General features: G+C 60.3%; 33 protein-coding genes. 19 read left to right on the forward strand and 14 right to left on the reverse strand.

The genetic code is table 11. The annotated features are described in order from the left end of the window. Nucleotides 1–128: 128 nt before the first annotated feature. The 12 genes from LFL96_RS36760 (at nucleotide 129) to LFL96_RS36815 (ending at nucleotide 8,874) form a co-directional block, all read left to right on the forward strand. Complete coding sequence (locus LFL96_RS36760; protein ID WP_281004115.1) at nucleotides 129–305, forward strand: hypothetical protein; 177 nt, start codon at nucleotides 129–131, stop codon at nucleotides 303–305. A 1,407-nt stretch (nucleotides 306–1,712) separates the two neighbouring features. Continuing rightward, nucleotides 1,713–1,970 carry a hypothetical protein gene (locus LFL96_RS36765; protein ID WP_281004116.1) on the forward strand — a complete coding sequence of 86 codons (258 nt, stop codon included), beginning with the start codon at nucleotides 1,713–1,715 and terminating at the stop codon, nucleotides 1,968–1,970. 192 nt (nucleotides 1,971–2,162) lie between these two features. Further along, nucleotides 2,163–2,402 carry a hypothetical protein gene (locus LFL96_RS36770; protein WP_281004117.1) on the forward strand — a complete coding sequence of 80 codons (240 nt, stop codon included), beginning with the start codon at nucleotides 2,163–2,165 and terminating at the stop codon, nucleotides 2,400–2,402. A 422-nt stretch (nucleotides 2,403–2,824) separates the two neighbouring features. Continuing rightward, nucleotides 2,825–3,094, forward strand: a complete 270-nt coding sequence (locus LFL96_RS36775) for a hypothetical protein (RefSeq protein ID WP_281004118.1) — start codon at nucleotides 2,825–2,827, stop codon at nucleotides 3,092–3,094. A 302-nt stretch (nucleotides 3,095–3,396) separates the two neighbouring features. Then, complete coding sequence (locus LFL96_RS36780; RefSeq protein WP_281004119.1) at nucleotides 3,397–3,762, forward strand: tlde1 domain-containing protein; 366 nt, start codon at nucleotides 3,397–3,399, stop codon at nucleotides 3,760–3,762. Next, on the forward strand, nucleotides 3,759–4,106 hold the full coding sequence (locus LFL96_RS36785) for a hypothetical protein (RefSeq protein WP_281004120.1): 348 nt from the start codon (nucleotides 3,759–3,761) through the stop codon (nucleotides 4,104–4,106). Before LFL96_RS36780 ends, LFL96_RS36785 begins: the two co-directional genes overlap by 4 nt. Nucleotides 4,107–4,202: 96 nt before the next feature. Further along, nucleotides 4,203–4,487 carry an H-NS histone family protein gene (locus tag LFL96_RS36790; RefSeq protein ID WP_281004121.1) on the forward strand — a complete coding sequence of 95 codons (285 nt, stop codon included), beginning with the start codon at nucleotides 4,203–4,205 and terminating at the stop codon, nucleotides 4,485–4,487. Next, the gene (locus tag LFL96_RS36795; protein ID WP_281004122.1) at nucleotides 4,484–5,065 is read left to right on the forward strand and encodes a nucleoside 2-deoxyribosyltransferase; all 582 of its coding nucleotides are present in this window, start codon (nucleotides 4,484–4,486) and stop codon (nucleotides 5,063–5,065) included. Before LFL96_RS36790 ends, LFL96_RS36795 begins: the two co-directional genes overlap by 4 nt. A gap of 35 nt (nucleotides 5,066–5,100) precedes the next feature. After that, nucleotides 5,101–6,009 carry a tyrosine-type recombinase/integrase gene (locus LFL96_RS36800; protein ID WP_281004123.1) on the forward strand — a complete coding sequence of 303 codons (909 nt, stop codon included), beginning with the start codon at nucleotides 5,101–5,103 and terminating at the stop codon, nucleotides 6,007–6,009. Between the two features lie 88 nt (nucleotides 6,010–6,097). Beyond that, nucleotides 6,098–6,577, forward strand: a complete 480-nt coding sequence (locus tag LFL96_RS36805) for a hypothetical protein (protein WP_281004124.1) — start codon at nucleotides 6,098–6,100, stop codon at nucleotides 6,575–6,577. Nucleotides 6,578–6,756: 179 nt separating this feature from the next. After that, nucleotides 6,757–8,241, forward strand: coding sequence for a 3'-5' exonuclease (locus LFL96_RS36810; RefSeq protein WP_281004125.1), 1,485 nt, complete (start codon nucleotides 6,757–6,759; stop codon nucleotides 8,239–8,241). 108 nt (nucleotides 8,242–8,349) lie between these two features. Continuing rightward, nucleotides 8,350–8,874 (forward strand): PRC-barrel domain-containing protein, encoded by a 525-nt coding sequence (locus LFL96_RS36815; RefSeq protein ID WP_281004126.1) that lies wholly within the window; start codon nucleotides 8,350–8,352, stop codon nucleotides 8,872–8,874. 189 nt (nucleotides 8,875–9,063) lie between these two features. On the opposite strand, the gene LFL96_RS36820 is transcribed toward LFL96_RS36815, so the two are convergent. The 10 genes from LFL96_RS36820 to LFL96_RS36865 form a co-directional block, all read right to left on the reverse strand. After that, nucleotides 9,064–9,777 (reverse strand): hypothetical protein, encoded by a 714-nt coding sequence (locus LFL96_RS36820; protein ID WP_281004127.1) that lies wholly within the window; start codon nucleotides 9,775–9,777, stop codon nucleotides 9,064–9,066. Nucleotides 9,778–9,826: 49 nt separating this feature from the next. After that, a complete protein-coding gene (locus LFL96_RS36825) occupies nucleotides 9,827–10,213 on the reverse strand; it encodes a hypothetical protein (RefSeq protein WP_281004128.1) in 387 nt (128 codons plus the stop codon). Nucleotides 10,214–10,311: 98 nt separating this feature from the next. Next, the gene (locus LFL96_RS36830) at nucleotides 10,312–10,875 is read right to left on the reverse strand and encodes a phospholipase D family protein (protein WP_281004129.1); all 564 of its coding nucleotides are present in this window, start codon (nucleotides 10,873–10,875) and stop codon (nucleotides 10,312–10,314) included. An 80-nt stretch (nucleotides 10,876–10,955) separates the two neighbouring features. Continuing rightward, nucleotides 10,956–11,159, reverse strand: coding sequence for a hypothetical protein (locus tag LFL96_RS36835; RefSeq protein WP_281004130.1), 204 nt, complete (start codon nucleotides 11,157–11,159; stop codon nucleotides 10,956–10,958). A gap of 57 nt (nucleotides 11,160–11,216) precedes the next feature. Next, nucleotides 11,217–11,405 (reverse strand): hypothetical protein, encoded by a 189-nt coding sequence (locus LFL96_RS36840; protein ID WP_281004131.1) that lies wholly within the window; start codon nucleotides 11,403–11,405, stop codon nucleotides 11,217–11,219. A 78-nt stretch (nucleotides 11,406–11,483) separates the two neighbouring features. After that, a complete protein-coding gene (locus LFL96_RS36845) occupies nucleotides 11,484–13,805 on the reverse strand; it encodes an SMC family ATPase (RefSeq protein ID WP_281004132.1) in 2,322 nt (773 codons plus the stop codon). Beyond that, a complete protein-coding gene (locus LFL96_RS36850) occupies nucleotides 13,805–14,335 on the reverse strand; it encodes a hypothetical protein (RefSeq protein WP_281004133.1) in 531 nt (176 codons plus the stop codon). Before LFL96_RS36850 ends, LFL96_RS36845 begins: the two co-directional genes overlap by 1 nt. Before the next feature lie 208 nt (nucleotides 14,336–14,543). Then, entirely contained in the window at nucleotides 14,544–15,917 is a 1,374-nt protein-coding gene (locus LFL96_RS36855) for a metallophosphatase family protein (RefSeq protein WP_281004134.1), read from the reverse strand. Nucleotides 15,918–15,974: 57 nt separating this feature from the next. Further along, the gene (locus tag LFL96_RS36860) at nucleotides 15,975–16,337 is read right to left on the reverse strand and encodes a hypothetical protein (RefSeq protein ID WP_281004135.1); all 363 of its coding nucleotides are present in this window, start codon (nucleotides 16,335–16,337) and stop codon (nucleotides 15,975–15,977) included. 223 nt (nucleotides 16,338–16,560) lie between these two features. After that, nucleotides 16,561–16,803, reverse strand: a complete 243-nt coding sequence (locus LFL96_RS36865; protein ID WP_281004136.1) for a hypothetical protein — start codon at nucleotides 16,801–16,803, stop codon at nucleotides 16,561–16,563. 120 nt (nucleotides 16,804–16,923) lie between these two features. Here LFL96_RS36865 and istA point away from each other — a divergent pair, with 120 nt between their 5' ends. Both istA and istB read left to right on the forward strand, forming a co-directional pair. Next, the gene (istA, locus tag LFL96_RS36870) at nucleotides 16,924–18,441 is read left to right on the forward strand and encodes an IS21 family transposase (protein WP_280996892.1); all 1,518 of its coding nucleotides are present in this window, start codon (nucleotides 16,924–16,926) and stop codon (nucleotides 18,439–18,441) included. Next, nucleotides 18,425–19,240 carry an IS21-like element helper ATPase IstB gene (gene istB, locus LFL96_RS36875; RefSeq protein WP_280995363.1) on the forward strand — a complete coding sequence of 272 codons (816 nt, stop codon included), beginning with the start codon at nucleotides 18,425–18,427 and terminating at the stop codon, nucleotides 19,238–19,240. Before istA ends, istB begins: the two co-directional genes overlap by 17 nt. A gap of 47 nt (nucleotides 19,241–19,287) precedes the next feature. Here the strand turns inward: istB and LFL96_RS36880 are convergent, their stop codons facing one another. From LFL96_RS36880 to LFL96_RS36895, 4 genes are all read right to left on the reverse strand, one after another. Further along, on the reverse strand, nucleotides 19,288–19,794 hold the full coding sequence (locus LFL96_RS36880; RefSeq protein ID WP_281004137.1) for a ParB/RepB/Spo0J family partition protein: 507 nt from the start codon (nucleotides 19,792–19,794) through the stop codon (nucleotides 19,288–19,290). A 268-nt stretch (nucleotides 19,795–20,062) separates the two neighbouring features. Further along, complete coding sequence (locus LFL96_RS36885; protein WP_281004138.1) at nucleotides 20,063–21,124, reverse strand: N-6 DNA methylase; 1,062 nt, start codon at nucleotides 21,122–21,124, stop codon at nucleotides 20,063–20,065. Then, entirely contained in the window at nucleotides 21,124–21,258 is a 135-nt protein-coding gene (locus tag LFL96_RS36890; RefSeq protein ID WP_281004139.1) for a hypothetical protein, read from the reverse strand. Before LFL96_RS36890 ends, LFL96_RS36885 begins: the two co-directional genes overlap by 1 nt. A 79-nt stretch (nucleotides 21,259–21,337) precedes the next feature. After that, a complete protein-coding gene (locus LFL96_RS36895) occupies nucleotides 21,338–21,559 on the reverse strand; it encodes a hypothetical protein (RefSeq protein WP_281004140.1) in 222 nt (73 codons plus the stop codon). A gap of 489 nt (nucleotides 21,560–22,048) precedes the next feature. Between LFL96_RS36895 and LFL96_RS36900 the strand changes: the two genes are divergently transcribed. The 5 genes from LFL96_RS36900 (at nucleotide 22,049) to LFL96_RS36920 (ending at nucleotide 24,508) form a co-directional block, all read left to right on the forward strand. Beyond that, entirely contained in the window at nucleotides 22,049–22,636 is a 588-nt protein-coding gene (locus LFL96_RS36900; RefSeq protein ID WP_281004141.1) for a hypothetical protein, read from the forward strand. 111 nt (nucleotides 22,637–22,747) lie between these two features. Then, nucleotides 22,748–22,942: a hypothetical protein gene (locus tag LFL96_RS36905; protein ID WP_281004142.1), complete on the forward strand. Its 195-nt coding sequence runs from the start codon at nucleotides 22,748–22,750 to the stop codon at nucleotides 22,940–22,942. Between the two features lie 66 nt (nucleotides 22,943–23,008). Continuing rightward, nucleotides 23,009–23,437 (forward strand): hypothetical protein, encoded by a 429-nt coding sequence (locus tag LFL96_RS36910; RefSeq protein ID WP_281004143.1) that lies wholly within the window; start codon nucleotides 23,009–23,011, stop codon nucleotides 23,435–23,437. Continuing rightward, nucleotides 23,421–23,777, forward strand: a complete 357-nt coding sequence (locus LFL96_RS36915) for a hypothetical protein (protein ID WP_281004144.1) — start codon at nucleotides 23,421–23,423, stop codon at nucleotides 23,775–23,777. Before LFL96_RS36910 ends, LFL96_RS36915 begins: the two co-directional genes overlap by 17 nt. Further along, a complete protein-coding gene (locus LFL96_RS36920; RefSeq protein ID WP_281004145.1) occupies nucleotides 23,774–24,508 on the forward strand; it encodes a hypothetical protein in 735 nt (244 codons plus the stop codon). Before LFL96_RS36915 ends, LFL96_RS36920 begins: the two co-directional genes overlap by 4 nt. Nucleotides 24,509–24,763: the final 255 nt, after the last annotated feature.

Below are 24,763 nucleotides of genomic sequence, written 5' to 3' on the forward strand. Positions count from 1 at the left end.
GATTCGATTGACCGCGCGACGCTGCCCCAGCGCTTACTCGGCGAAGCGCGCGGCGCATTGAGTTATGATCATTCGTCTTTCCGTAAGCGGGCGCACGACGCGCCAGGTCATAGATATTGGGGGTAACGATGACGAAGGTGCGCGTACAACAATTCTCGGAGACCGAGGACGAGTTCATCCCGCTCGGTGAGGAGCAGCTCCTTAACCTCACCGACGACGACATTAGAGAGCTTGAGGCAAGCGGGCGCGAGGTCATCTACCTTGCCAGTCATGACGGCTACTTCGCGTTGCTCGACTTCGTATAGGCACGCCGAGAAAAAGGGGAAAATGCGGGCATCGGAGAGACTCGTACCGTACCAGCTAATTGCTCCTGGCGACCTGATGGGGGGCTGGGGTGTCGCACCGAGGTGAATGGTAGCGAGGAGGTCTTCGACGTTATCAAAGCACGGCCAAAAAAGCCAACTCGCGCAGGACGACGCGGCGGGCGTCGAAATCGCGGTCGGTACGAATCTGGTCGCGCACTAAACCACCGAACGCAACCAAAATCCATATCAACGCACGAGGGCTCCGATTCAGCATTTTCTAAAGACGTCACTCCTTAGATGGGCGCTCAACTGGTCGCCGCCGGGTCCATAGTGAGGCGAATCGCAATCCTTTGCGTTTGCGGACCGCCTAGGCCGGTGAAGCGCCCTCTCCCCGCCTGCCGTCCGCGCGGCTGAACGATGACCACTACTGGCGCCGGTGCTGCCTGTCGTGGACGGAGCCTAATTGCCCTCGGCTGCGAGATTGCGTGTGGTTGGGCTCGAATACCAAACCTCAAAAGCCCCATTTTTTAATACAGCTTTTGCCCTAACGACGGTTCGTGATTCGTGAGAGAGTATGTGCCACAGTGAAACGGGTAAGCAACGTGAATTCGCAGGGTTTGGCTTTGCAAGTTGCAAAAGTCTTAGGCTCGTTCGATTGACGGCTTCTATACGGGGGCATGCTCCGTGCACTGGGAGCGCACCGAAGCTCTATCGAGGGCCGTTGTCGCGCGTACCGTCGGCTCAAAAAGCGCTGACTTTGTGGTGAGATAGGGACGATGATTACGCGTAAGCGACTGTTGAGCGGCATAGCCTCCTTGAGCGGCCTCGGATTCTTTATGGGCTTGATCACCAACGTGTTTGGAACCGCCCCTCTCGATTGGGAAGAGCTGATCATTTCCGTGGTCGGCATAAGCCTTGCGATGGCAGTCGCCGTCCATAGTTCGCGCATGAAATAGCAAAGGCGTCGAGCTGGTCTTCTTCTTGATGATGCATTTCCGTTGACGGCCAAGCAATGATCGCGTCGACCATGCGGATATGTCGCAGGCCGAGTTCGACGCGCTGCCGGGGTACCGGTAACGAGAGTGTTCGATTGGCGACATGGAAGGCTCTCGATGGCCGCGTTTGTCATCAGCGCGTGAAGCGAATCGACACCATCCCGGCGCGGACCGGCATGCAAACAGATATCGTGACCGAGACGGAATGTGACCACGAAGACTGACCGGATCTTGCGTTGACCAGCACCTTGCGATTGGTAGAAATTCTTCCGATTTGCAATCGCGTTCGGCCACCGTTCAGATGGTAGAACGTTGCGATTATCGCGGTCAGCCTGCGGATCGTCTCGGGGACATCGATGTCCGCCAGGCTTCGTTCACAAGCGCGTTGAATTTAAATCGGAGAAGGAAACAGATGAAAAGATTTGTGTTTTACGTCTGGATGGCGGTCTGGATATCCATTTGTTGCTACGGCTTTCGGATCATGCCGCACGCTCTCGCCGAAATGTTCGACGCATCGTGGAAAATGCTGACGTCGGACCCGTCGGTTCCGGTGTTCATGGATATGCGACCTGGTTCTTTTGGGATGGGCGTGATCGCGCTGATTGGCGGTGGATTCGTGACGATCGGAGTTTACTGCTGGGCTTTTGCGAAGTCGGACGATCACGACTGACAGGGCAAAATGGGGTGCATGGCTAGTGCTCGCTCTGTGTAGTGCGCAGAATGTGGCAGGTGTGGCGAAAAACACCTCGACGGTGATTCGCACGATGGTGAGACTTCTGCCTGTGCTGTGAGTCGCCTATGAAGCTGAAGTGGGATGGTGGCGTCGTACTGGAGACACAGCAGAGTGTCGCGGCGCCGATTCGTGCTGATCTTCTTCAGGCTCGACCTTCCGGTGGTCGACGACGCGAGCTACGGCGCGGCGTCTTTGGTGAGCATCGCGCTAATCGCTAGAATGCTGTTCGGGCTTGCGCCGATGGCCATCGAGGTCGAGAAAGCGCTTCTGCGCTTCTGCGGCTCTGTGTGGCGACATGCAACCTCGTCCCAGTCGGGACGATCAATAAAGCGACAGGAAAACCCCGGCCGCGCCGGCATAGAGGAATAGATGAAAAAGCTTCTTGTTGCTGCCGTCGGGATTCTCTCTCTCGCAGCACACGCAGGAGAGTCCCTGAGCACACGTACTGAACTACCTGCAGGCCAGAGTTTCGAATGTGCAGCTCTCGAGAGGCCTGACGTAGTTCAGGCAATGACGGACGACACCGTCGTTCATTGTGAAGCGGTAAAAGACGTTCTAAGTCGCGTGTCAAACGCGATCTTGATCCCTCGAGGGAGTCGTCTGGCCGGCCGGAAGAAAGGCGACCGCATCGAGTGGGACTCGTTGAGCATGCCGAACGGGGCAACGGTCAGGGGCTCAGCTATCTTCGCGTCACTGATCGACAGAACAGGCGCTGCGTATATTGTGACCGCCCAGCGGGACGTTAACGTTCGTCTCGTTGAATCGAAATAATGGGATAGTGGACAACCTTTATGGATACGACAACGGTCCTCTTTGAAGTCGCGCTTGCGCTTGCGGTCGTAGCGGTCCTTGCGCTCGTGGTGGCCGTTATGCGTCGCGTGCCGAGGGAGCGCATCCAGATCGAGATGAGTCGAACCGCCTATCTCGACGAAGGAGGAAAAGAGAGGGTCTCCTATTCATTCGGGCACGACCATCCCAGGACAACGTGGGACCACCTTCGCGTCGCGCTGGCCCGCAGGCGCTTCCACCGGCTGTCCAATGACGACCGTGACGTTGTCTGATGGGTCCGATACCACGCAAATAGAAGTCAACACCTGAGATTCCCGCTCGCCCCGTCCGTTGGGGTGGCAAGAGCGCATGTCTAACGTGACAGCGTACCGCGCGAAGTTGAATGCGCAAGGAAAGTTCAATCGGCGTTGACGCGAAACGCATCGCGTTTGACGCCGCCATATTTGCGGCTAGAATCGGCCCGCTGTGCGCTTCCCAATTTATGCGGAGCGAATGCATTAGCGGCAGGTTGCGCGAGCGCGTAATCGCGTGAGCGCATTGAATTCCGATCGCAAATCACAGGGAGGGCTGTGCGATGCCGTGGATTTATAGCCAACAGACTGGCCGGATCTATCACGATGGGAGCTTCGTCGGGCTAGGTTACGCAGGTCGAGGCGCGGGAAAGAACAATCCCGCAGCGCAAACGCAGGAAGGAGTCGGGCCACTGCCGCGCGGCACCTACACGATCGGACCACCGTTCACGCATCAGCATGCTGGCGTCTACACGATGCGGCTTACCCCGCAACCAGGGACGGTGACCTTCGGCCGATCCGGGTTCATGTTGCACGGGGACAGTCTCGACCATCCAGGTCAGGCATCGGACGGGTGCATCGTCCAGAATCTCAGCGTCCGCCGGCGTGTCTGGGAAAGTGGCGATCGTAGGCTTGAGGTGACGCAATGAAGGCCGTCGTCCTCTCTGCCGCCCTACTCCTGATCGCACCCGCCCTTTCGCTCGCGACGTCGCCCGGGCAATGCGTCAGCTGGCCACGAAATATCGCCGAGGTGAAGCTGAAAAACGCTGGAATTACCGATCCCCAAAAGCTCGACGAATCCAAAACGCGAGCCACCCGCATTGCATCACAGGCGATCGGCAAAGACCTGTACCGCGACGTCTATTCCATCACCTTCTACGAGAAGTCCGGAAGGGAGATCCAGGTGATCACCGCAAGCGAAGCGTCCTCGTCGGAGTGTTCGATGGGCAGCGTGGACGTCTACGTGGTCTCGCAAAAGCTCGCGGACGAGTGATTGTTTCCGGCTGGGCGCCCTACCCCCGCGCGGCACCAGATTGCGCCCGCTCGCGGGTGCCCCCATTAACCCCTTTGAAGAACGGAAAAACTTTTGATGGCACGTTACAAAGAGCTACTCGATCAAAAACGTGATCTGGAACAGCGCATCGAGGCGGCTCGACGCGCCGAAGCGGCAGCAGAACTCGAAAGGGTTCGCCAGACGATCGCCGAATTTGGTTTTACGCCCGAGCAGGTGTTCAGGAAGTACCGTAAAGGCGCCGGCGTGCCCGCCGAACCGAAATACCGTAATGCGGCAACGGGTGAGACGTGGAGCGGCCGCGGTCGCACGCCGCGTTGGCTCGCCGGCCAGGATCCAGAGTCTTTCCGGATCAAGGAATGACCGACGGCACGCGAGCTGCGGGTCGCAGACGAATCTATCTCGCTGGTTTTGACGTTTTCCGGATCGATGCGGTGGACTATGGTCGCTCGTTGCAGCGACTCTGCGCGCGGTTTGGATTCGAAGGGGTCTTCCCGCTCGACGCGAGCGCGCCTCCGGGTTTAGAGCAAGCGGACCTCGCCGCCTGGATCTGTCGTGCGAATCTCGCGGCAATAAGAGCCGCCGACATGGTGATGGCCAATGTGGCGGACTTCCGGGGCGTTGGAGAGCCTGACTGTGGCACGGCGTTTGAGATGGGCTTCGCTGCAGCGCTCGGAAAAGAAATCTGGGGCTATCGAGATCACGATAGACCCCTGCTGCGGCATGTACCGTCTACGATAACGCCGGCGGGCCGGGTGTGTGAAAAGGGGTATCTGGTCGAAGATTTCGGGCTGCCGGTGAACCTGATGCTTGCGTGTAGTGCGCGCATCATCGCCGGCGGACCACAGGCGTGTCTGAGCGCGATCGCGCAAGCGTGGGGGAGCGATAGCACCCCTTCCCCTTATAGACCGACTGGCGAATCGCAGATTCGCGTCGCGTAGGGGGCAACGCAAATTCAGTATATAAGGTGGCTCAAATGGAAGCTCCCTCACCGTGGCTGACCCAGCCGCGAGAGGCTTATCACGACTGGCAGGTTAATGAAGCAGCGGGGGCTGACCGGCGCGCCTTCTCGCAGCGCTCTATCGTCCAGCACGTCGCCATGTTTGATCGGCTACTACGCTTTCTGACCCAGCATCACACGACGTTGGCTACCTTCGGCCCGGACCATCTCGGCGCGTTTTTTGAGGACGTGGAGAAGCGCTGTGAGCCCGGAACGACCACCCGTCTGCGCTACTTCAAACTGGTCGACCGGCTTTGCCGGCATTTGGTAGAAATAGGTTTGCGCGAAGCAAATCCGGCGGCATCGTTCGCGGAACAGGCGTGGCCCGAGGCCGAGCCAATTCCGCTCTTTCTTGACGCGGCCGCCGACGCCGCGCTGCAGGCATACGTCCAGGACCTGGCCAGTGACGACACGCGCGCAGCGCGGAGCCGGGCGGTGGTTGCGCTCCTGCTTGGCACCGGTATCACCGCCGTCGAATGTCGGCTGGCTTGCGCTGGCGACGTCACGCTGATCGGTGAGCGGCCGGAGATTCGCGTGCCAAAACGTGGACCACGGCTCGAGCGTGTCGTGGCCCTCCCACCATTCAGTCTGCCGGCGTTACTCGCATGGCAGAACCATCGTCCGGTATCAGCCCGCGAACTCCTCTTCGTTGGGCCGCAAACGCCTGACCGTCCCGTCAACGATGCTTTGTTGGGGACGATCGTCCGCGACGCACTTGACGCGATCGGCTTTGTGGCGCCCGACATGAGCCCGCGCGTCCTGCGCAACACGTTCGCGCGGCGTGCGCTACTCGCTGGAAAGAGTAATGCGGACGTGACCCGATTGCTGGGCCTGGCGAGCCAGCGCACAGCAATCCGCATGCGCGCGACGCTGCCACGAACCTGATCACTGCGGCGGTGAAGACGCTGCCGCTCTTGACTTTACTTCGTACTCCATAGGCTGGTTTCACCTGCCCGTCCGGGCGGGACAACCTATGGAGTCTGATATGAGTTATCAAGGTGATTTCCACGACATCGTCTACCCCGATGAACACGGAAAGCCGTGTGTGCTGCAATACCGGATCGCGTTTTCAAACACGCCCGAATTGCTCGCTGTGCTGCATCTGCGGCAGCTCGATCCCGCCTTCGCGAGTCCGGTTGCATCGCCCACGATCCGCGATCAGGTTCTGAATCGCGTCATCGGCGACCAGTTCGCTGGCATCCCCGTCAACGCGATCCGCGTCGCGATCGAGGACGTGACCGGAGTGTACGAGTTCGAGCTGGAGTTCGACCTGCACGACTATCTGCTACAAGGGCGTCCCTATGACGCCACGCCGGTACTCGCCGGCGGCGGTCGTGTTCGGGAGGAGATCTCGATCAGTTCCGACCGGATAATCGCAGGCAGCGTTCGGGTCCACACGACGCACGCATCTCCCACGGCGCCTTCACCGGAGGTCGCCGGCGCAATCGCCTGACGTTGCGCGTGCAGCACGCCTCTAGGTAAATCGATGACGGCGCGACTGGAGACCGCGCCGTTTTATTGAAGCTTTACCCGGTAAGCCGAGCAAAGCATTGAGTGACACTGTCGTTCTCGGCGGCTTGACACCATGCGCTTTCCGGTAGGGTGAAGTCGTCCCGATACACACCGCACATCATGAATACCACAGTCCTGAACCCGACCGATGAGCAGCTCTTCGCGATTGACGCTGCGGCCGCCGGCGACCATTTGAAACTGAAAGCATACGCGGGTGCGACAAAGACTTCGACGTTGACGATGATAGCCAACCGGCTGTCGGCGAAGCGCGGCAAGTATCTGGCGTTCAACCGGGATATCGTCGCGGACGCCAAGCGAAAATTCCCGTCCAACGTGTCGACGCAGACATGGCACTCGCTGGCCTATTCAGCGAGCGATCCCGGGATTACCGCGCGCCTGAATCTGGCCAAGGAGCCACCGCACCATCTGGCGGCTCGCTACGGGTTGGGCCCGATCAAGGTCCCGACAGTCATCGGCAGATCTGTCGAGCTTTCGGCGTTCCAGGTAGGACGGATGGTCGGCGACGGCAGCGCGAGATTCTGTCGGTCCGCGCAGAGCGCCCCGGAGGCATGGCATATTCCAGTCGACGAAAAGATCGAGGAGGCGGCAGCGGAGGATCTGCGCGCCTTGCTCCTGCCTCACGTCACACGGCACTGGGAGGAGAGTGCCGATCCGCGGGGTCGCACAGCCATCACGCCTGACGTCTATCTGAAATTGTGGGAACGCTCCCGGCCGAATATCGGTGCGGATTTCATTTTGATCGACGAGGCGCAGGACAGCGACGGGCTGATGCTGTCCGTGCTGCGCCGACAGCAACACGCGCAGGTCATCTATGCGGGCGATCCGTATCAGCAGATCTATGAATGGCGCGGTGCCGTCAACGCGATGGAGCACATCCAGGCGCGACAGTGCGCTCTGACAATGTCGTTTCGCTTCGGCCGCACGTTCGCAGCGCTGGCGTCACGAATCCTCCAGCTGTTCGGTGAGACGGTGCCGGTGCGTGGGCGCCCGGGCGTGGAATCGGTGCTGATCGAAGATCCCGCAGCGCGGCCAGAAGTCGACGCGGTGCTGTGCCGGAAGAACGTCACCGTGATGGGCGTGCTGGCAAACGGTCTGGCAGCTGGTCATCGCGTCGCGGTGCGTGCGAATACCGAGGAAATCCTTGCGTTTGCCGACGGCGCCGACCGGCTGATGCACGGGCAGCGGGCCTATCGGCCGACCTCACTGGCCCTGTTTGAATCGTGGCGGGACGTCCAGGAATATGCGCGTGGGCAGGCTGGTCGCGATCTCCTACCGATTGTTCAACTGATCGACAATCACGGTACCGATTTCCTTCGCGAGCTTCTCGCGCGCGTGTCATCCGAGAAGGAGGCGGATTACGTCGTCTCCACCGTCCATCGTGCGAAGGGTCTCGAGTGGGACCGCGTGCGCGTCGCCGGCGACTTCCGTTTTCGCAATGAGGACGATGGCCGGACGACACTGGCTGACGACGAGGCACGCCTCGCCTACGTTGCACTCACGCGCGCCCGCGTCCTGCTTGACGTTTCGGAACTCAAACACGACCTGCTCAAAGTGTTTGAAGACGCCCGCCCAGTATTTAGGTGACGCGCTTCAACACGGCCAACAGCGCATTGATCCACTTCGCCGGTATGGTCAGTGCTTGGGTACGCTCCTTGCGACAAGTGAGTTTCCATCTACCCAAGGAGACTTACCATGGACCCACTCGCGCCGCGTGACCCGATTGATCCGCTCGATCCTTCCGCTTCCGCCGGTGCCGCCCCGGCAGGGGCTGGTGCCCGCGTCATTGGTAGCGGCGCCGGCGACGGGCCAGGCCCGGACGTGATGGCGGCCGCGACGCTTGATGGCAACAAGGTCTACTCCTCCGACGGTGAGGATATTGGGAAGATCTCGGACATCATGCTCGACGTGCGTAGCGGCCGCGTCGCCTATGCTGTGCTCACCGCCGGCGGCTTTCTCGGGATGGGCGGGACGCTACACGCTATTCCATGGAGCGCGTTGACGCTCGACACGGACGAGAAGTGCTTCCATCTCTCCGTTGCGGCCGAGCGCGTGAAGACCGCGCCGGGTTTCGACAGGGATCATTGGCCAGCGATGGCTGATCCCCAGTGGGGTGCGTCGGTCCACCAGTTCTACGAGCGTGAGCCATACTGGGCGGCTACGCGCGACGTGGTCGAGCGCGATCCCGCTGTTCCGGTCGATCCGTCTACACGCCTCTAACGTTGCCACGGACGCCCGCTCTTCGACGGTTCTTCACCGGAGACGCTGTCGAGACTGTGACGTCCCCCCTTCTTGATCCGTTCGGCCCGGAGACCATGGACGAAAAAAAACCCGCGGTTCCGAGGAACGCGCGGGCGGGCTAAATAAGTTAAGGCAAGGACCCCGTCGGGCAGGCCATTGGCTCGCTGACTATCGATCCGTCGCCGCAGCCTCTCTATCAGCGAAAGTACCCGGCATCCACGGGACGAACTCCACCAATGCGCTACCGCATAGGGGCTCGGCCCGCCCCCTGCCGAAAAGGTGGCTCCAGTCGCCATCTGCCGCCCGCGAATCCGGCAGCGTGCTGGCATGCTGGCCAATCATGCGACGTAGCGCGTTGGCTGGCGTTACACCAAGCAGCTGGCAGGCAGCATAAAAGGCTTCCGTTTCCGAGTCGTAAGAGGTCTGGCCGCACCCGGAAAAATGCCATTTCAGACCCGGCTGCGGGCCGGCGCGATCGGAATCGCGCTGAAACGTGCTGACACCAACGTCCATCAGCTTGTCCCGCATGGCGAATTCCTGTGCCTCGGTCAATAAATATGCTGCGTTGACAGGCCCGTGGGCGGCCATACTTCCCCAGATGTGCCCACCGATGTCGACAGCGAACACTGCCCGCAGCGCGCTGCTGCCGCGCTCGAATCTCAGCACAAGCATCAACGACGTCGTCAGGGCAGTTACCCGGTCAGCGGCCACGCTCCGGTCGCGAACCTCAACGCGCACTGGCGTGGTCCACTCATCACCCCAGGAAGAGCGCTTCCATGTCGAATCCGTTCCAGTCAGTGAAACACCCTGACCGAAATCATAGGTGGCGAGAGCGTTAAACGCATGGTTGAGTCGTTCCCGCAGAATTGTTGCCTGTTTCAATTTACTCTCCAGAATGGGGGGCGCCGAGGCGCCCGATGAAACTGACGGTTCAAATGCGCAAGCCCGGATAAATACAGACGTGCGTCATCCATTCGCTACCGGACGGCAACGCGTTCACGAATTTTGCGAGGTCCATGTCGCGGTAGTTCAGCTCGATGTGACTGCCCCGGAGAATCGCCGCCTGTAGGTAGAACAGCGTCGCTAGTCCCTCTTTACCGAACTGCTCCGTGATTCCGCTCAGCGTTTCCTCCGAGTCGATAAGCTCGCGCGAAAATCGGGCGCTCGCCGCAGCGCAATTCAACGACACAACCGCAGCAATGCATGCGTCAGCCTGATCACCGATATCTCCCGCGCTCAAGGCTTTCGCGGGGAGCGCACCGCACGCGACCAGACAGTTCTGCACGTCGCTGGCAAAATCCGAACACGAATAGGTCACATGAAACTCCACAAGTCTTGTGTGAGCGATGACACGGTCCCTTGCGGGACAGCGTGCCCCGCAAGGTTGTTAAATTGGAACGGCTGATCAGGGTTCCACTACTGCGCGCGGTACGGCTCACCGAGCGCGGTAACCTGCTCCCAGTTCGCCACGAACTTCCGGATCACTTCGTCATCGCCTGAGATGACGACGGCGTTTTCCGAGTTGGCGCGTGCGGCCTGCTGCGTGTAGTTATAGCTGCCAGTCTCCAGCCAGGTGCCATCGACCAGGAGGTACTTGCTGTGCTGGATTGGAAAGGTGCGGATTGTGCGGACAGGGACGCCGGCGTACGTCAGCGCGCCGAGCGCTGCGCGCGCGCGGCCGCTGCGATCCTCGTCGGCGTTGCTGCGATAGTCGACACTCACCTGGACGTCTACACCGCGGCGCTTCGCCTGAATCAGCGCGCGGACCACCGCCGGCGACGTGAAGGTGTAAGCCATCACGCGCACCGACTGTCGCGCGCGGTCGATCGTCCGCAGGACAAGCGTTTCCGCTCCACCGTCGGGCGAGAACGATACGTCGACGGTTGCGCGCCCCGCTGCATTCGCGGGTGCAGCCGTCATCAGGCAGACGGCCGCCACGAGGGAAGCGGCAACAGCCGCGACAAGAATCTGTTTCTTCATCGAACTTCTCCTATGCGTATACGGGAAAAGGCCCCGTTTCTTTCGAAGACGGGGCCAGACAGGTCGACGCGCTGCGCGCGTCAGGAGCAGGTCTGCGGGTGGCTGGTGAGAAACACCAGGACGCGGCCGTCCTTGCAGAGCACGAAGTCGCTGGGCTCGCCCTGCGGCTCGTAAATGCTGATCACTGAGCGATGAGCGGCGTCCGTGATCGGTGCAGTGGTTGAGCAGGCGCACAGGGGCACCAGGCTCGCCGCAGCGAGCGCCAGGGTCAGGTATCGGGACATGGTGGAAAGTCTGAAAAATGGAAGTGCGTGCCCGAAGGCACGCGATGGAAAGGCCGCTTACGCAGCGTGTTGCTGTGTGTTGGCAACCGCAACCACGGTAGTGATCCACTTTCCGTCGATGAGAACGTCGCGCATCGTGGTGCCGTTCAAATCGTAGGTGTGAATCGTCCCGATGCGCGGAGCTGCCGGGCGTACTGCTAAGGTCAGCGCCGATGTGCGGGCGTGGAGGTCTAGTTTCGATTTCATGGCATTCCTCGTAAGAAAAATGAGCGAGGAATGCCCCTGTGGGGAGCATTCCCCACAGGGTTAAAAGTTTCGTGACGTCTAGGCGGCGAGCGCTTCAACATCGATCACAGCATCAGCTTCTGCAACGAGTTCAGGTGTTTGCGAGATGAAAAACTCCCGCTCATACCCTCCCTGCTTCAGTACTTCCCGCTTCATTCGCATGAACTGCACCTTGCGTTTCGGATCGAGTGGACCGTCCGATTCGTCACTGAACAGCGTCTGAAACGGCTGGCCAGCGTTCTGTGCGAGGTACAGGGCAACACCGCGAGTCAAGCACTCGTTGATCCAGACCTTCTGACCACCCGACATCACCCCTACGGCTTTGCTGGAGTCGTTCTCGGCGTCGTACACGAGGATTTCAAATCCCTCGCGCAATTCACCGGTCGCCAGCGAACGCTGGGTCTGAACCTCGACGGTAAAGCGCATGCCGTAGCACGCCAGCAGGAGGTCATTGACCTTCTGCGTGAGTGCCGGGCCTGCGTCGTCAATCGTCAGCGCGATAACGCCCTCGTTGCCGAGACCTTTCGCGGTGAGCTTCCATCGAGCGATAGCGTCGGAAATTCGGTCGGCGCGCAGCTGCGTCGCGTCGAAACCCGCCAGCTCCTTCACAATCGCATCGCGTTCTGCCTCGCGGGTTGCATGAAAGCGGACCAGCGCTTCGATCCGCGCATCAAATGCCGCGAGCGCTTCGCGGTTAGCAGTCAGTTGGCGATCAAGCTTTCCAATCTCGGCCGAAGCGTCTACGGCTGCGAGACGTGTGCTCTCTGCTTCGGCTTCACGCAACAAAGCGGTCAATCGGGTCGTCTCCGCCTCCCGGCGTGTTCGCCCCTCAAGTTCCTCGGCGTCAACGGTCGCCAGTTCCTGCCGGGCGGCGTCGAGACCAGTCGTGGCCGCGTCGAGCAGCGGTTTGCGCGCTGCCAGTTCGGTCGCTTTCTGGAAATCAGCGCGTGCGGCTGAAGCCGCGGCGCCCGCCGTTCGCAAGTCCAGTTGCCGTGCCCCCAGTTGTTCAACCTCGGGGGCAAGTCGCTCAGACTGCTCGCGGGCAGCCCGAAAGTTTTCCCGGAGCTTCTGTAACGAGATCGCCTGTGTCGAAGCCTGTGTGGCCGCACCGTGGGCCTGTGCAAGAAGAGGACAGGTAGCGTGCATGGCATGACCCGCGCACGGCACCTGGCTCACGACAGCGGCCTGTTGCTGCAGCGACCTGAGCAACTCCGCCTGCGATGTGCCCTGAGAATGAAGGCCTTGCAGACTGGTCGTCACGGCGGTGAGTGACACGCGCTTCGTCTCAAGTTCGGCGATCACAGCCTGCAGCGATACGACGCGTGCTTCCTCCCGGCCGATCCTTAGCTGTGCTTCGTCACGCGCGGCGGCCGCACCGACAATTGCATCGCGATCCTTCAACGTGGCTTCGTGCCCGGCGATGGTTTGCCGGATCACGACACGACGCTGATTTACCCGCTGCGTGGCGGTCGCCTGATCCGCTGCGATTGTCTGCAGGGAACCGGACAACTCGGTCCGCCGCGTCGCCAGTTCGCGAAGTCTGACCTCCACCGTTGCGTTCTCCCCCTGTCTTACGACGAGGGAGGCGCGCTGGGTGGTCAGATTCTCCGTGCTCAGCAGCAGCGCATCGCGTTCCTTCCGGGCTGCGACGAGCGCATCTTCGTCAACCGCGATGGCGCGCTCGACCAGCACCTTCCGGTCACGCTTTCCCGATAGCGCAACGATTTCCTGTTGCACGGCCGTAAGCGATCGCGTGAGCACCTTCGCGACATCAGCCGCTTTTGCAGACATCGCGCGAAGGTGATCGATCTTCAGCATTTCAGCGAGCAGCGCCTTGATCTCGCTCGCGTTGTATGACGCGAGCGGACGCCGGTTCTGGGCAGAAAAGACACTGGTGAAGAATGATTCGAGCGATCCGCAGATGGCTTCAACGCACCGGTCATAGGTTTCGCCCTTCCCGTCGGAAACAGTCCCGTCGGGTAGCGCGAACGGTTGCCACGTACCATCGGCACTGCGCCATGCAAGGAAGTACTCGGCCTTGCCAGTCTTGCCGGGCTTACGAAACGCAAATGACGAGCGATAGCGGATCCCGTCGTGCTCCCATTCGAGTTCCTTGCGAGCCTGCGCTCCCGAGATGTTGTCCCAGTACGAGAACGCGTCGACAGACAGCTTCGTCGCGCGCGATGGCATGATCCGGTAGGGATGCAGGTTGTCCATGATCGTGGATTTACCTGCTCCGTTCGGGCCAGTCAGCGCGATAAGGCCAGTCGGCAGCGATTCGAGATCGAGCGTCACACTTTCACGCTTCATCCCGTCCCGAACGCCATAAAACCCTTCCAACGTCAGTATCAGAGGTCTCATCAGGGCACCTCCGGCAGCGGTGAGTCGAACAGGTAGTCCGACGGCAGCACGGGCGCATTGTCGTCGTTGTAGAAGGACACCGGAACGGAAGGATCGGGATTCGCAGCCACCAGCGTCGATGCCTTGACGAACTCGCCAGCAATGCATTTTTCGACGTCGTCGCAAACCTTCGCAAACTGCGCGCTGGCCTGCTTGAGGACTTGATCCCAGCTACCACAACCCGTCAATGCCTTGAGCTCGCGCCCACTCCACTGATTGGCATAGCCTGAGTTAAACGACCACAGAAGGTTCTGCATTTCCACGTCGGGGACGACGACGATTTCCGGCTCGTCTGCGTTGATCGCATCGGCGAGCACGAGACAACAATCGCGTTGCGCGATCACGGCGCCGCGTTCGACGCCGAACGGTTCAAAAAAGATGCCAGCTGTGAATCGCGCGTAGGTCGCGAGATCATGCTGAAGCATGCGGGCAGACGCGGCTGCGTTGAAGTGCCGGACCCAGTTTGAGCCAGCGGGATACAGTCCAAACATGACACACTCCACAGAAAACGGCGGAGTGCTCCCGTTGGGGATCGCTCCCCGCCAGGGTCAGAAAAAAAATGGATACAGCTAACTGCTATCGATGCGTCGATGACGCGGGGTAAACCTTGTTCCGATAGGCCGCACGCGCACGGCCTATCGGAACACGGCTGTGTCCGCGTGGGAGCGCCGGACTGGCCGCTCCCACGAAATCGCGGCACTACGCCGCAAACAGATCCTCGTTCAGCCAGGATAGCGATGAGGGTTCCATAGCCGGTTCCGGCGAATGCGTAAGCATCGTCGGTACTCCGAGCAACGCACCCGGTTCAGCGCGAGCGTCGACGAGACCCGGAACTAGTGCGTCTGGTTCAGCATCGATATCCGCGAGGACACGGACCGCGATAGCGTCCGCGTCACCCAGATCAAGCAACTGCAGACAATCGATGACAGGGGCCGCGTCGACGTTCGAGAGCGCACACCAGCGCGCAACTTTCCCCTCGACCGTCGTCTCGAGACTGATCCCCGCGGCACGGCTTCGGACGACGGGCAGGATGCGGTTTTCCATCTTCAGGCCAGCGGCGCCGGTGAACATGGCTTCGATTGCCTTTCGATCGACCAGTTGACGATGCTCCTCGTCGATCTGCCAGCGAACGCGGACGAACGTGTCGCCTGCGCTATCCGCGATCTCCTGAAGCCTCTTCATATCCGGCGGCCCGTCAAACTCGACGCTAAGCATCTGCCGCGACGGCGTCGCGACCAGTTCCGCAGTTGCGCGGCCCGGCTCAACGTCCCATAGCAGGTAGCCCTTGTCGCCTTCTTCACCGTAGTGAAAACGCCCGATCGATCCCGGGTACGCGACCAGTCTGCTGTCGCGCTCCCATTGCTGCGCCTTATGGATGTGTCCGAGCATGAAACCATCGCATCCGGCATCGAACAGCGCCGTCAGCGAAAATTCATGATCGAAGCCCGCCATCGTGACACCGTGCTCGGTCGTACAACCGTTCACGGTGCCGTGCGAAATGCCGATGGTTCGAATGCCCGCCTCACGCAATTCACGGTTCACCCGGCCAGCCGCTGCCAGATATGCGGCGAGCACATCGCCCAGTTCCGTCGCCGCCGCGAGCGCGCCAACGCCCGCCGCAAGCTGACCCTTGTTGACGGTCGGAAGACAGGTGAACACCGCCTGCGGAGGTACAGCCAGAAGATCGTGCAGTTCGCTGGCCGAAAACACCGGACCGTGCGATGACAGAAAATCACCATCGGCCAATGCAACCTGGCAAACGCGGTCGGCGATGAACACCGGATGCGTGCTACCCATCAGCGCGAAGTTATCCAGCGTGCCCGGAGGCTCGTGCGAGAACGTGCCCTGCAGCATGATCACCGGCATCGCTTCGGCGAGACGGTGGATCTGGCTGGCCAGCGCATGCAGAGCCGGCGCGTGAGCGTCCAGCCGGTGATCCGTCGAGTCGCCCGAGATCACCGCAACGTCGGCGCGCCGGCCTATCGCGTTACCAGCCGCAAAGCTGAAACAGCGGTCAGACTCGACCAGGTTGTCCGGCGCGTAATGCAAGTCAGAAAAATGAGCGATTTTCAATTTCGCCTCCAAAAACGTTGGCCGCACAAAGGCAGCCTAGATATGGATCGACACGTCCTACTGGATAACCGAATCTTCGTCCGGACGAATCTCAGACGCCCTTGCGAACGATTCGCGTTGCTCTCGGCAGTAAAATTCGGTGTCGTAGTTTTCCGAATCCTCGATACACTGCTCAAGGTTACTAATAAGGAGATGAAGACTCTTCTCCTCCACGAAGAAACCAACCTCTTCGCAGCCCCGCCTTATGGACACCAGAAATGCGTGCACAACCGGCAAAAGATCGGGCGAAAGAAAACCGTCGGCCTGCAATACCGTCTCAAGCAATCCGCGCGCTACCGGCCTCCGATAATCGGTCGCATATAGCAGATCGGTAACCTCGGATAGTGTGTGTTTCACCGCGCAATGGGGAATCAAAATCATGTCGCACTCCATATGTTTAAAAGTGTTTTTCACTCATCCAATTCATGAACGAGTCGGCAGGAAACAGATAACGCAATGACAAAATTGGCCGCGAAACACGGCTCCAAACTCGATGCGCCAGCGCGCTCTCGAAAGCACTTGAGCAAGTCCGCTTGCTGAAATGTTCTCGCGATACAGAAAAGGAAACCAGCCCCGAAGGGCTGGTCAAGGTTTGTAGAAGTGGTCAGATCAGCAACGACTGCTGTCGCGCGTCGACGATTTCCCTGTCGAGCGCAGCACGGTCCTTAAGCGCGTCCTCGAGCCGTCCGTTCATCGCATCGACATCCTGCGGGCGGTCCGTCCAGCCGCGGCCGAATCGCGCGTGCGCGTAGACACGGAAATCGTGCTTACGGTCATCCACGCTCAGACCAAGACGTTGGAGCAGATCCGACAGACGATGGAGCTTGTCTTCGAGAGACTCATCCACCGCACCGGCTGTTGATACGCGCATAAAACTGACCCACTTCCGCTAGAAATTTGCATCGAAAATTGACCCACATGTTCAACTGCCTGCTTGGACGCCAAGCAGGAGAACGGAGTGATAACCGTGAGCATGTTGGCCAAAATTCGGCGGATGCATTTCCGCGATGGCGTCCCGCTCCGGGACATTGCAAGACAGACAGGGCTTTCGAGAAACACTATTCGACGATGGTTGCGCGAACCGTCGGAAAGCGAGCCGAAATTCGCTAAGCGCATCAGCAACAGCGTCGTCGACCCGTGGTCAGAGCAACTGCGACTATGGCTGGTCGCCGATACGAGGCGTACAAGACGGGAACGGCGCTCGGCAACGCAGATGTATGAGGATTTACGGGCGGCTGGCTACGACGGGAGCTACGACCGCGTGTCTGCCTTTGTGCGCAACTGGAAGAAGGAGCGCGATTCCGGAGCGCAGCGTGGCGCCTTTGTGCCGCTCGCCTTTGAGTATGGTGAAGCATTCCAGTTCGACTGGAGTTGCGAGTATGTCTTCATCGGTGGACTCAGACGACGCGTAGAGGTCGCACACATGAAGCTCGCCGCGAGTCGTGCCTTCTGGCTTGTGGCCTATCCGACCCAAAGCCATGAGATGCTGTTCGACGCCCACGCACGAGCATTCGTCGCGTTAGGCGGCATTCCCCGGCGCGGCATCTACGACAATATGAAGACTGCCGTCGACAAGGTTGGCCCGGGTAAGGAGCGAGCTATCAATGCGCGCTTCCACGCGATGTGCGGCCACTACCTGTTCGAGCCTGAGTTCTGCAACCGGGCCGCTGGCTGGGAGAAAGGCATCGTTGAAAAGAATGTCCAGGACCGCCGCCGGCAGATTTGGCACGATGCAATCGGTATCCGGTGGGAATCGCTTGAGGTCCTGAACATATGGCTGGCAGAACGCTGCCAACAGGCCTGGAAGCAACTGAGACATCCGCAATGGCCTGAGCTCAGTGTGGAAGACGCCCTCGCGGATGAACGCCCTCGGCTGATGCAGGTTCCAAAGCCGTTTGATGGCTACATTGAGAAACCCGTGCGCGTCTCGCCGACGAGTCTGGTACATCTCGACCGGAACCGTTATAGCGTGCCGACGGAGTTTGCACATCATATTGTTAGCCTGCGTAGCTATCCGACCTACATCAGCCTGGTGGCTGACGGCATCGAAATTGCCCGCCACCCCCGCAGCTTCGACCGCTACCAAACCTTTTATGACTGGCGGCACTACATCGCTTTGGTGGAACGAAAGCCCGGCTCTTTGAGAAACGGCGCGCCGTTCCTGACGATGCCAGAACCGATGCTTCGCCTGCAGAGACACCTACTAAGGCAGACCGGTGGCGACCGCGTAATGGTCCAGGTCCTGGCGGCCACCCCCGTTCATGGCCTGGAGGCCGTGCTGGTTGCCGTCGAGCTTGCGCTCGAGTCCGGACGTCCCAGCGGAGACCATGTCCTGAACATCCTTGCCCGACTGAAAAGCCAGTCGGCTCAATCGGGCGACGGGGTGAGGACAGCAATAACGCTCAAGGTCGAACCGCTTGCAGACGTCTACCGTTATGAACGACTGCGCGTAATGCGCGACGAGGAGGATGGTCGTGTCGAATGAAACTGCCGCACTTCTCAAGGCGCTAAAGCTTCACGGAATGGCGCAGGCGTGGCCCGAACTGGTAGCACAGGCACGACACAGTGACTTTGAACCGGAGAAATTCATGCAGATGCTGCTGAAAGCAGAAACGGCTGAACGGCAGGTTCGGTCAATCAACTACCAGATGGCCGCCGCACGCTTCCCCGCGCACCGTGACCTTGCCGGCTTCGACTTCGAGCAGGCTAGCGTCGATGAAACTCTTGTGCGAGAGCTCCACACTGTCCGCTTCTGCGAGTCCGCGCAGAACGTAGTGTTCATCGGTGGACCTGGCACAGGAAAGACGCACCTGGCGACGTCCATCGGTATCGACGCGATACAGAATCATGCAAAGCGGGTCCGGTTCTTCACTACGGTTGAACTCGTCAACCAGCTTGAAGCCGAGAAGGCAGCCGGCAAACCAGGGCAACTGGCAAATCGTCTCATGTATGTCGACGCCATTGTTCTGGACGAGTTGGGCTATCTCCCGTTCACTCAAACGGGCGGTGCACTGCTGTTCCATCTGCTCTCGAAACTTTACGAGCGTACGAGCGTTCTCGTTACAACCAATCTGAGCTTCACTGAATGGTCGAACGTCTTCGGCGACGCGAAGATGACAACTGCGCTGCTTGACCGGCTCACCCACCACTGCCATATAGTGGAAACAGGCAACGATTCCTGGCGCTTCAAAAACAGTACGGCGGGGCAGCCCGCTTCGCGGGCTGCAACCCGTAAAAGCTCACCCAAACGACAAAAAGAGGAGGAAATCGACGCACCAGATTGATGTTTATCAGCATCAGGGGTGGGTCAATTTTAGATGCAAAAAGTGGGTCAGTTTCCAGTGCAAATCAACACGATATTGATCTCCTGCCGCATCAGGGCGTCCAGAACCGCAGTGGAGCAGTTCAGGAGCGCGAGGCGGTTATCCAGCGTTGATCGTGACCAGCCGAGCGTTTTTGCCGTCACGTCCCGATCTCCGCCATGCAGCCCTAGCAGCTCGGCTGCGTCGCGAGCCTCTTCGGCCGGCGAAAGACCAGCGCGCTGGATATTTTCCGTGAGCGCCATACGTCGCGCCTGGACCGGACTGACGTCCTTCACGGTGATAGGCATCGGATAGTCTTCACCGTGGGCAGCCATCGCAGCGCGATAACGCCGACCTCCGGCAATGACTTCATAGAGGAAGCCGTCTTCATCGATCGGCCGCACCAGGATCGGAGTATCGACGCCATGTTCGCGGATCGAGTCCGTGAGTTCCGCCATTGCCTTCGGTTCGAAGTACTGGCGGGGATTTAGACCAATCCGGATGTGCTTCAGGGGAGCAGTCAGTTGCTGTTGCATTGCAGGTTCTCCAGGGAGGGAACCTGCCCCCTGTTCGGGAGTGGTTCCCGAGGGGGTTAATAGGTAGTCGTTCGATGCGTCGGTGACGCGGTAGGTAGCGCAACGATACATTCGTCAATCGCGCGCGCCGGCCCGTAAAGCAGCGAAAAATGATCCGGCTTTCAATTCCAGTGGACGAAAAAAAACCCCGGTTAGAAACCGGGCTTCGTGCAGAAAGTGCTATCCCCGCGAAACCCTGCGAGGGACTCAAAAAAAGCGACTGCCGGAGTCAGAACAACACCAGCTGCGCAATGCGATCGAAGATGGTCTCCTGCGCCGGGACAAGGTCGCGTGTGCTGATCACCTGCTCGAAAAGAGTCGCGACAGAATCGCCTGGAACGCTCGGTGAGACCGCAGGGTCGTGGCACTCAGCCACCGCCAGCTCGCTCTCCGCACCGGCGGATACCGCTTCCCGCTGCAGGTCGCGAGTCGTGGCGATAGGCACGTCGGCGGTGCCGGGTGCTTCACTGGGGTCTTCGACGCAGCCCGGTTCCGTCGCCGGGTCCTCGCCTCGCATGAGGCCCAACATCGCCTTGGCTGCTAGCCGTCTAACGAGTCGTCCTTGCCAGCCTACGATGGCATGGGCGGGCGTGTACCAGACCTCCTTCACCTCAAGCGATAAAGCGTTGCCATGTACCACAACAGCCGGGATGCCGAGAAGCGATAGCTGGACGTACGCCATGTGCACGCACCGCCGATCGATATCGACACACGTAGCATGCAGGGTCTCGGGATAGCTCAAGCCTGCGTGATGCATCGCCTGAGCTGTCGCCACGACCATGCCGCCAGATCCACACGCCGGTTCCTGCAGGGTAGCGAAGCCTTGCTCTCTCACAGAGGCGCCATCTCCCACAGCGATCATCGCCATCAGCATTGACACGCTGTACGGAGTAAAAAACTGCCCGTTGCGCGCGTTGCCGAGTTCGAGCGCCATGAAGATCTCGCCGAGTACATCACCCAGACCGTGCCCAGGAATGTCGGCTGTTCCCGGCTCTCCGAGTTCGTCGACACGCGACTGATAGCAAAGGTGAAGCTGCCCAAACATGCCGGCGAACCGGTCAAGATCCTCGCGCGTGTATCTCGCCACAATCTCAAGATAGCGCTTCTCTCGCACGTCGAACTGGGCCATGTCGACGCGACTGCTGATAGCGATCGCGCTGACTTCTACAAAATCGGAAAACACTGTGTGCGGGTCATGCGACACGAACAGTTGCCGCATAAGCTTGATAATCGCGGTCTTGTAGGGGTCCGAGCCCATCGCGGCGCGTTCGATGCGTTGCTGGCGGGCCATCAGATGTCTCCCGCCGGCGTATCAGCGCCGCGCACCTGCGACGCCAGTGCCGCCCCGAGGCCGTCGAGATTGGACAATGTGTCGCGTGCGGCCGTCTGTGCGTCGATGAAGGTGTTGACGAATTCGTTGTACATGCCTGACTCCAGGAACGGACGAGGCATGCCCCTTTGGGGACATGCCCCAAAGGGTAGAAAGGATTGGACCTGCGGACGTTCAGATGCCGTAGTGCCGCCGCACCCGTCGGCGCGCGGCGGCGAATGGCTGACCCAAGGTCACGGAAAGCGGCGCGTTACGCACGATGTGGCGCAGCGCTGCAGCGCGGAAAAGGACTGGGTAGCGGCTCTTCGCGGTTGCGAGGTACGCCAACGTGTCGTGCGGCAACCCGTAGGTGGCGCTAACCAACGTGCAAAGGCGGCGGATTCGGGATCGATTCATGATGCTCCTGACAGAATGGAACAGGAGCGACCCGGAGCGGGCGAGCGCCCGTTCGGTTGATTGGTCGGCCTGCGCGAGGCAGACCAGTTCGATGCGCCGATGGCGCGATAGGTCCGCCTATCCTAACGCTTCGGCCCGCAACGCCGGCATCCTATGCGCGGGCAATCCGCGCCCCTTTGACCTCGGTCGCCGCGCGACTTATCCACAGTTTTGCAGGGATAAACCTGTGGATAGCGAAGCGCACGGCATGAGCTGTGGCCCTTGGTTGGCCTTGCCGGAAAATGAGGCAACCCCGAGTAGCGCCCAACACGTTGAGCGCCCTTAGCCGAAATGACCCGGAAAAATGTATAGCTTTTGACGGTAACGACCCGCCGCTCAACTCGAAAGCAAAACTATTTGATGCGCCTTTCGCGCCCTTGACCTCGCGCCGGCAAACCCATAATCGGCGAACCTGCACACTTCGTTGCAGGGCCATCACGAGGAGCCATCATGAAGAGGTCTTTTCTCGCGGTTCTGACCGCCGTCCCCACTCTCCTCTCCGTGACCGTGGCCATCGGAGCGGAGTCCGCCCCGCAGTCCGTCACGACCGACCTACGGCTCGCCGAGACACGCGCGACACACAGTCGGGAGGCCACAACGTCAGTTGCGCTCGAGTACCGGCTCGCGGACGAGACAGGACATATCGTCGCGAGCGGCACGACGATCCTGTCGAAACGACGTCCGCTCGAAATGGGCACCAGTTTCGTTCGTGTGAGCTACATCGCGTCCTGTAGCCCGGATTCCGGCATCGTTACCAACGACCCGAAATGCACAGTCGAAACATCGGACATCGGTAACACGCTCAAGATCGCTCTCGCCGATGTTCAGCCGGGCGTGATCACGCTCGCGGCATGGGTCGATTGGCAGACGCTCGATGGCATGCAGACCATCCAGAACGACGGCTTTGCCACCCAGCGACCGCTGTCGCACGGCTGGAGCGACAGCAAGGCAACGACGATCGTTCCCGGACACTCCACGATCATCCAGCTCCGCAATCACTTCAGCCTGACGCTCAAGGCATCGATGTTGAACGACTGAGCCCGCGAAAGCCCGCGAAAGTCGGCATCCTTTTGCTGCGTGGCTGTTTCGCATCCTGTCGAGAATCGCTATACGCGCAGGTGCGCGCAAAGCTTCTTTTCGGGGACCACCATGGCAGAACAGCTTGGCCAGCAGGATCCAGATTCGTTGAGACTTCGACGGGTTACATACCAGACCGCCATCGATACCTGGAGCGAGGGCGTGGTCACCGATCACGACCTTGAAAACGGCATCGTTACGGTGATGGACGACGAGGACCAGTCTTTCTGGTGCGGTCAGGAGGATCTTGTCGAAGTCATCGTCTGACCGGACGGCGGACACCGGCTCCCCCTTCCGTCGCCGTCGGATCCGACGTCACTGGAGAACAGGCAAATGAAGATCAGTTTAACCAGCGCCGGCACAGCACTCATCATAGTAAGCGGCGTGGTTGCGGTCAGTGCATCGACGCTGGTTAGCTCGCTCACCGCAAGCTCAGCCCTCACCGTCGGCAACTTTTCCAGCGCCGTCGGCCTTGCCCGCGATGTGACTCTGGCATCCGATCTCTGGCGAATGGCCGCTCCTGACCGGGCACTGGCGCTCTCAGAGCGCGGCCTTTCGTCGGAGACAGCGCTAGCGACGAGGATGGCGGATACGCGCGAACGTATCCGTGGCGATGTGGAGCGTCAGGGTCGTCTCTGGAACCTGGTTCGCTACGCGTCTGGATTCCTGTGCGCGTCGTTACTCATCGTAGCGTTCCTCTCGATAAGGATCGCCTGCTTCGCCGGTGGGAAAAAACAGGCCAGGAATGATGCTGCGCGGTAAGGTCAACCAGAAAGGGGCTGCAATGATTGATTTTGAAAAGCGCGCCTACGACGCAATGCACGCGGCGTTCTGCCGCGTGCGGCTCTTGTCGAGGCGGCCTGTCAGCGAGAAAGAACGCGAGCATCTCTTTCTGCTTGCAGACGCTGCACACAACATCCCAGATGCGCTAGCGGGAGACACCTATCACCGGACCGAGCTTGAGCGTGATGTTCTAGCGCTTGAGACATTGCTCGCCGAGCCGCACGACATGACCTCCGGCGGGCGCCTTACGCAGCGCGTCGCGCGAGTGTCCTCGCTTGAGCAAGCCTTCCAACTCCTCAAACGGATTGTCACCAAATGAGCCGACTCCACACCCGCTCACAGCTCTGGGGTTCCGTCGCCCTCACTTCAACGCTCTTCCTGACGTTCTTCCTGACGATGACGGCGGCGACTGCCGGACAATCGCCGGCGCAGGCCACAGGCCTCGCCGCGCTCACGACCTTCGCTATCGAATACGCACGACGCCAGAAGCTGGCAAGGCTTCAGGCAGATCTCGCCCGGTCCGCGCGATCGACCGAGTGCGTCGTGCGGATCAACGGTGTCACCGCAGGTTCGCTGCCCGAGCCCGAGTACATCGAGCTAAGGATCAGAGCAATGCTCTCGCTGCGCAATTACGTGGGCCAGTTCATCGAAGTACTGCGCTTTGTGCTTACGTGCGCGGCGACGGTGTTGGTCGCGGGGCCATTACTGATTCTCTGGGTGCTCGTCATCGCCTCGGCCGTCGCACCGGAAACCGTTCGTCACGACCTTCTGGCGATATGCACCGCGCTGAGCTCGGCGCCGGCGACCGCATCGGCAGCGGCCATGATCAGTCAGTTGGCCAGAACGGTGATCACGATGACCGCGACACTGGGCATGCTCACTTTCGGCGTGGTGATGTTTTTCTCCAATCGCTTCCCCATCGCGAGCGCATTCCAGCGCGACGTCGATGAAGAGTTGCGCCGACGTACCGGCTCGCCGGTCCGCGGAGACGTTTCCGTCTCGCGCTCAGTCGCACATGGCGCCGGCAGCGCCACCGCGATCGCAGGCTGAGAGGACGTCCGCATGTCTCCCCTCGAGTTCGCCCCCATCCTGGCAGCCCTCTTCCTCGGTGGGGCGGCAGTCCACCGGCTTTTGGTCTCTCTCGGCGTACCGGTGTGGCTGGAATGCGGCGGTTCGCTTGCCACACTCGCACTGGCGGCATTCTGCAGCAGGCGGGCGCGTAGATCAGCACGTCAGGCTGCGCTCTCGCGCGAAGAGGAGCGGCAACGGCTACAAGTCCAATTTCCCCATTGCCACGCCACGTAC

Origin of the sequence: Paraburkholderia sp. D15, assembly GCF_029910215.1 — a bacterium.
GTDB lineage: Bacteria > Pseudomonadota > Gammaproteobacteria > Burkholderiales > Burkholderiaceae > Paraburkholderia.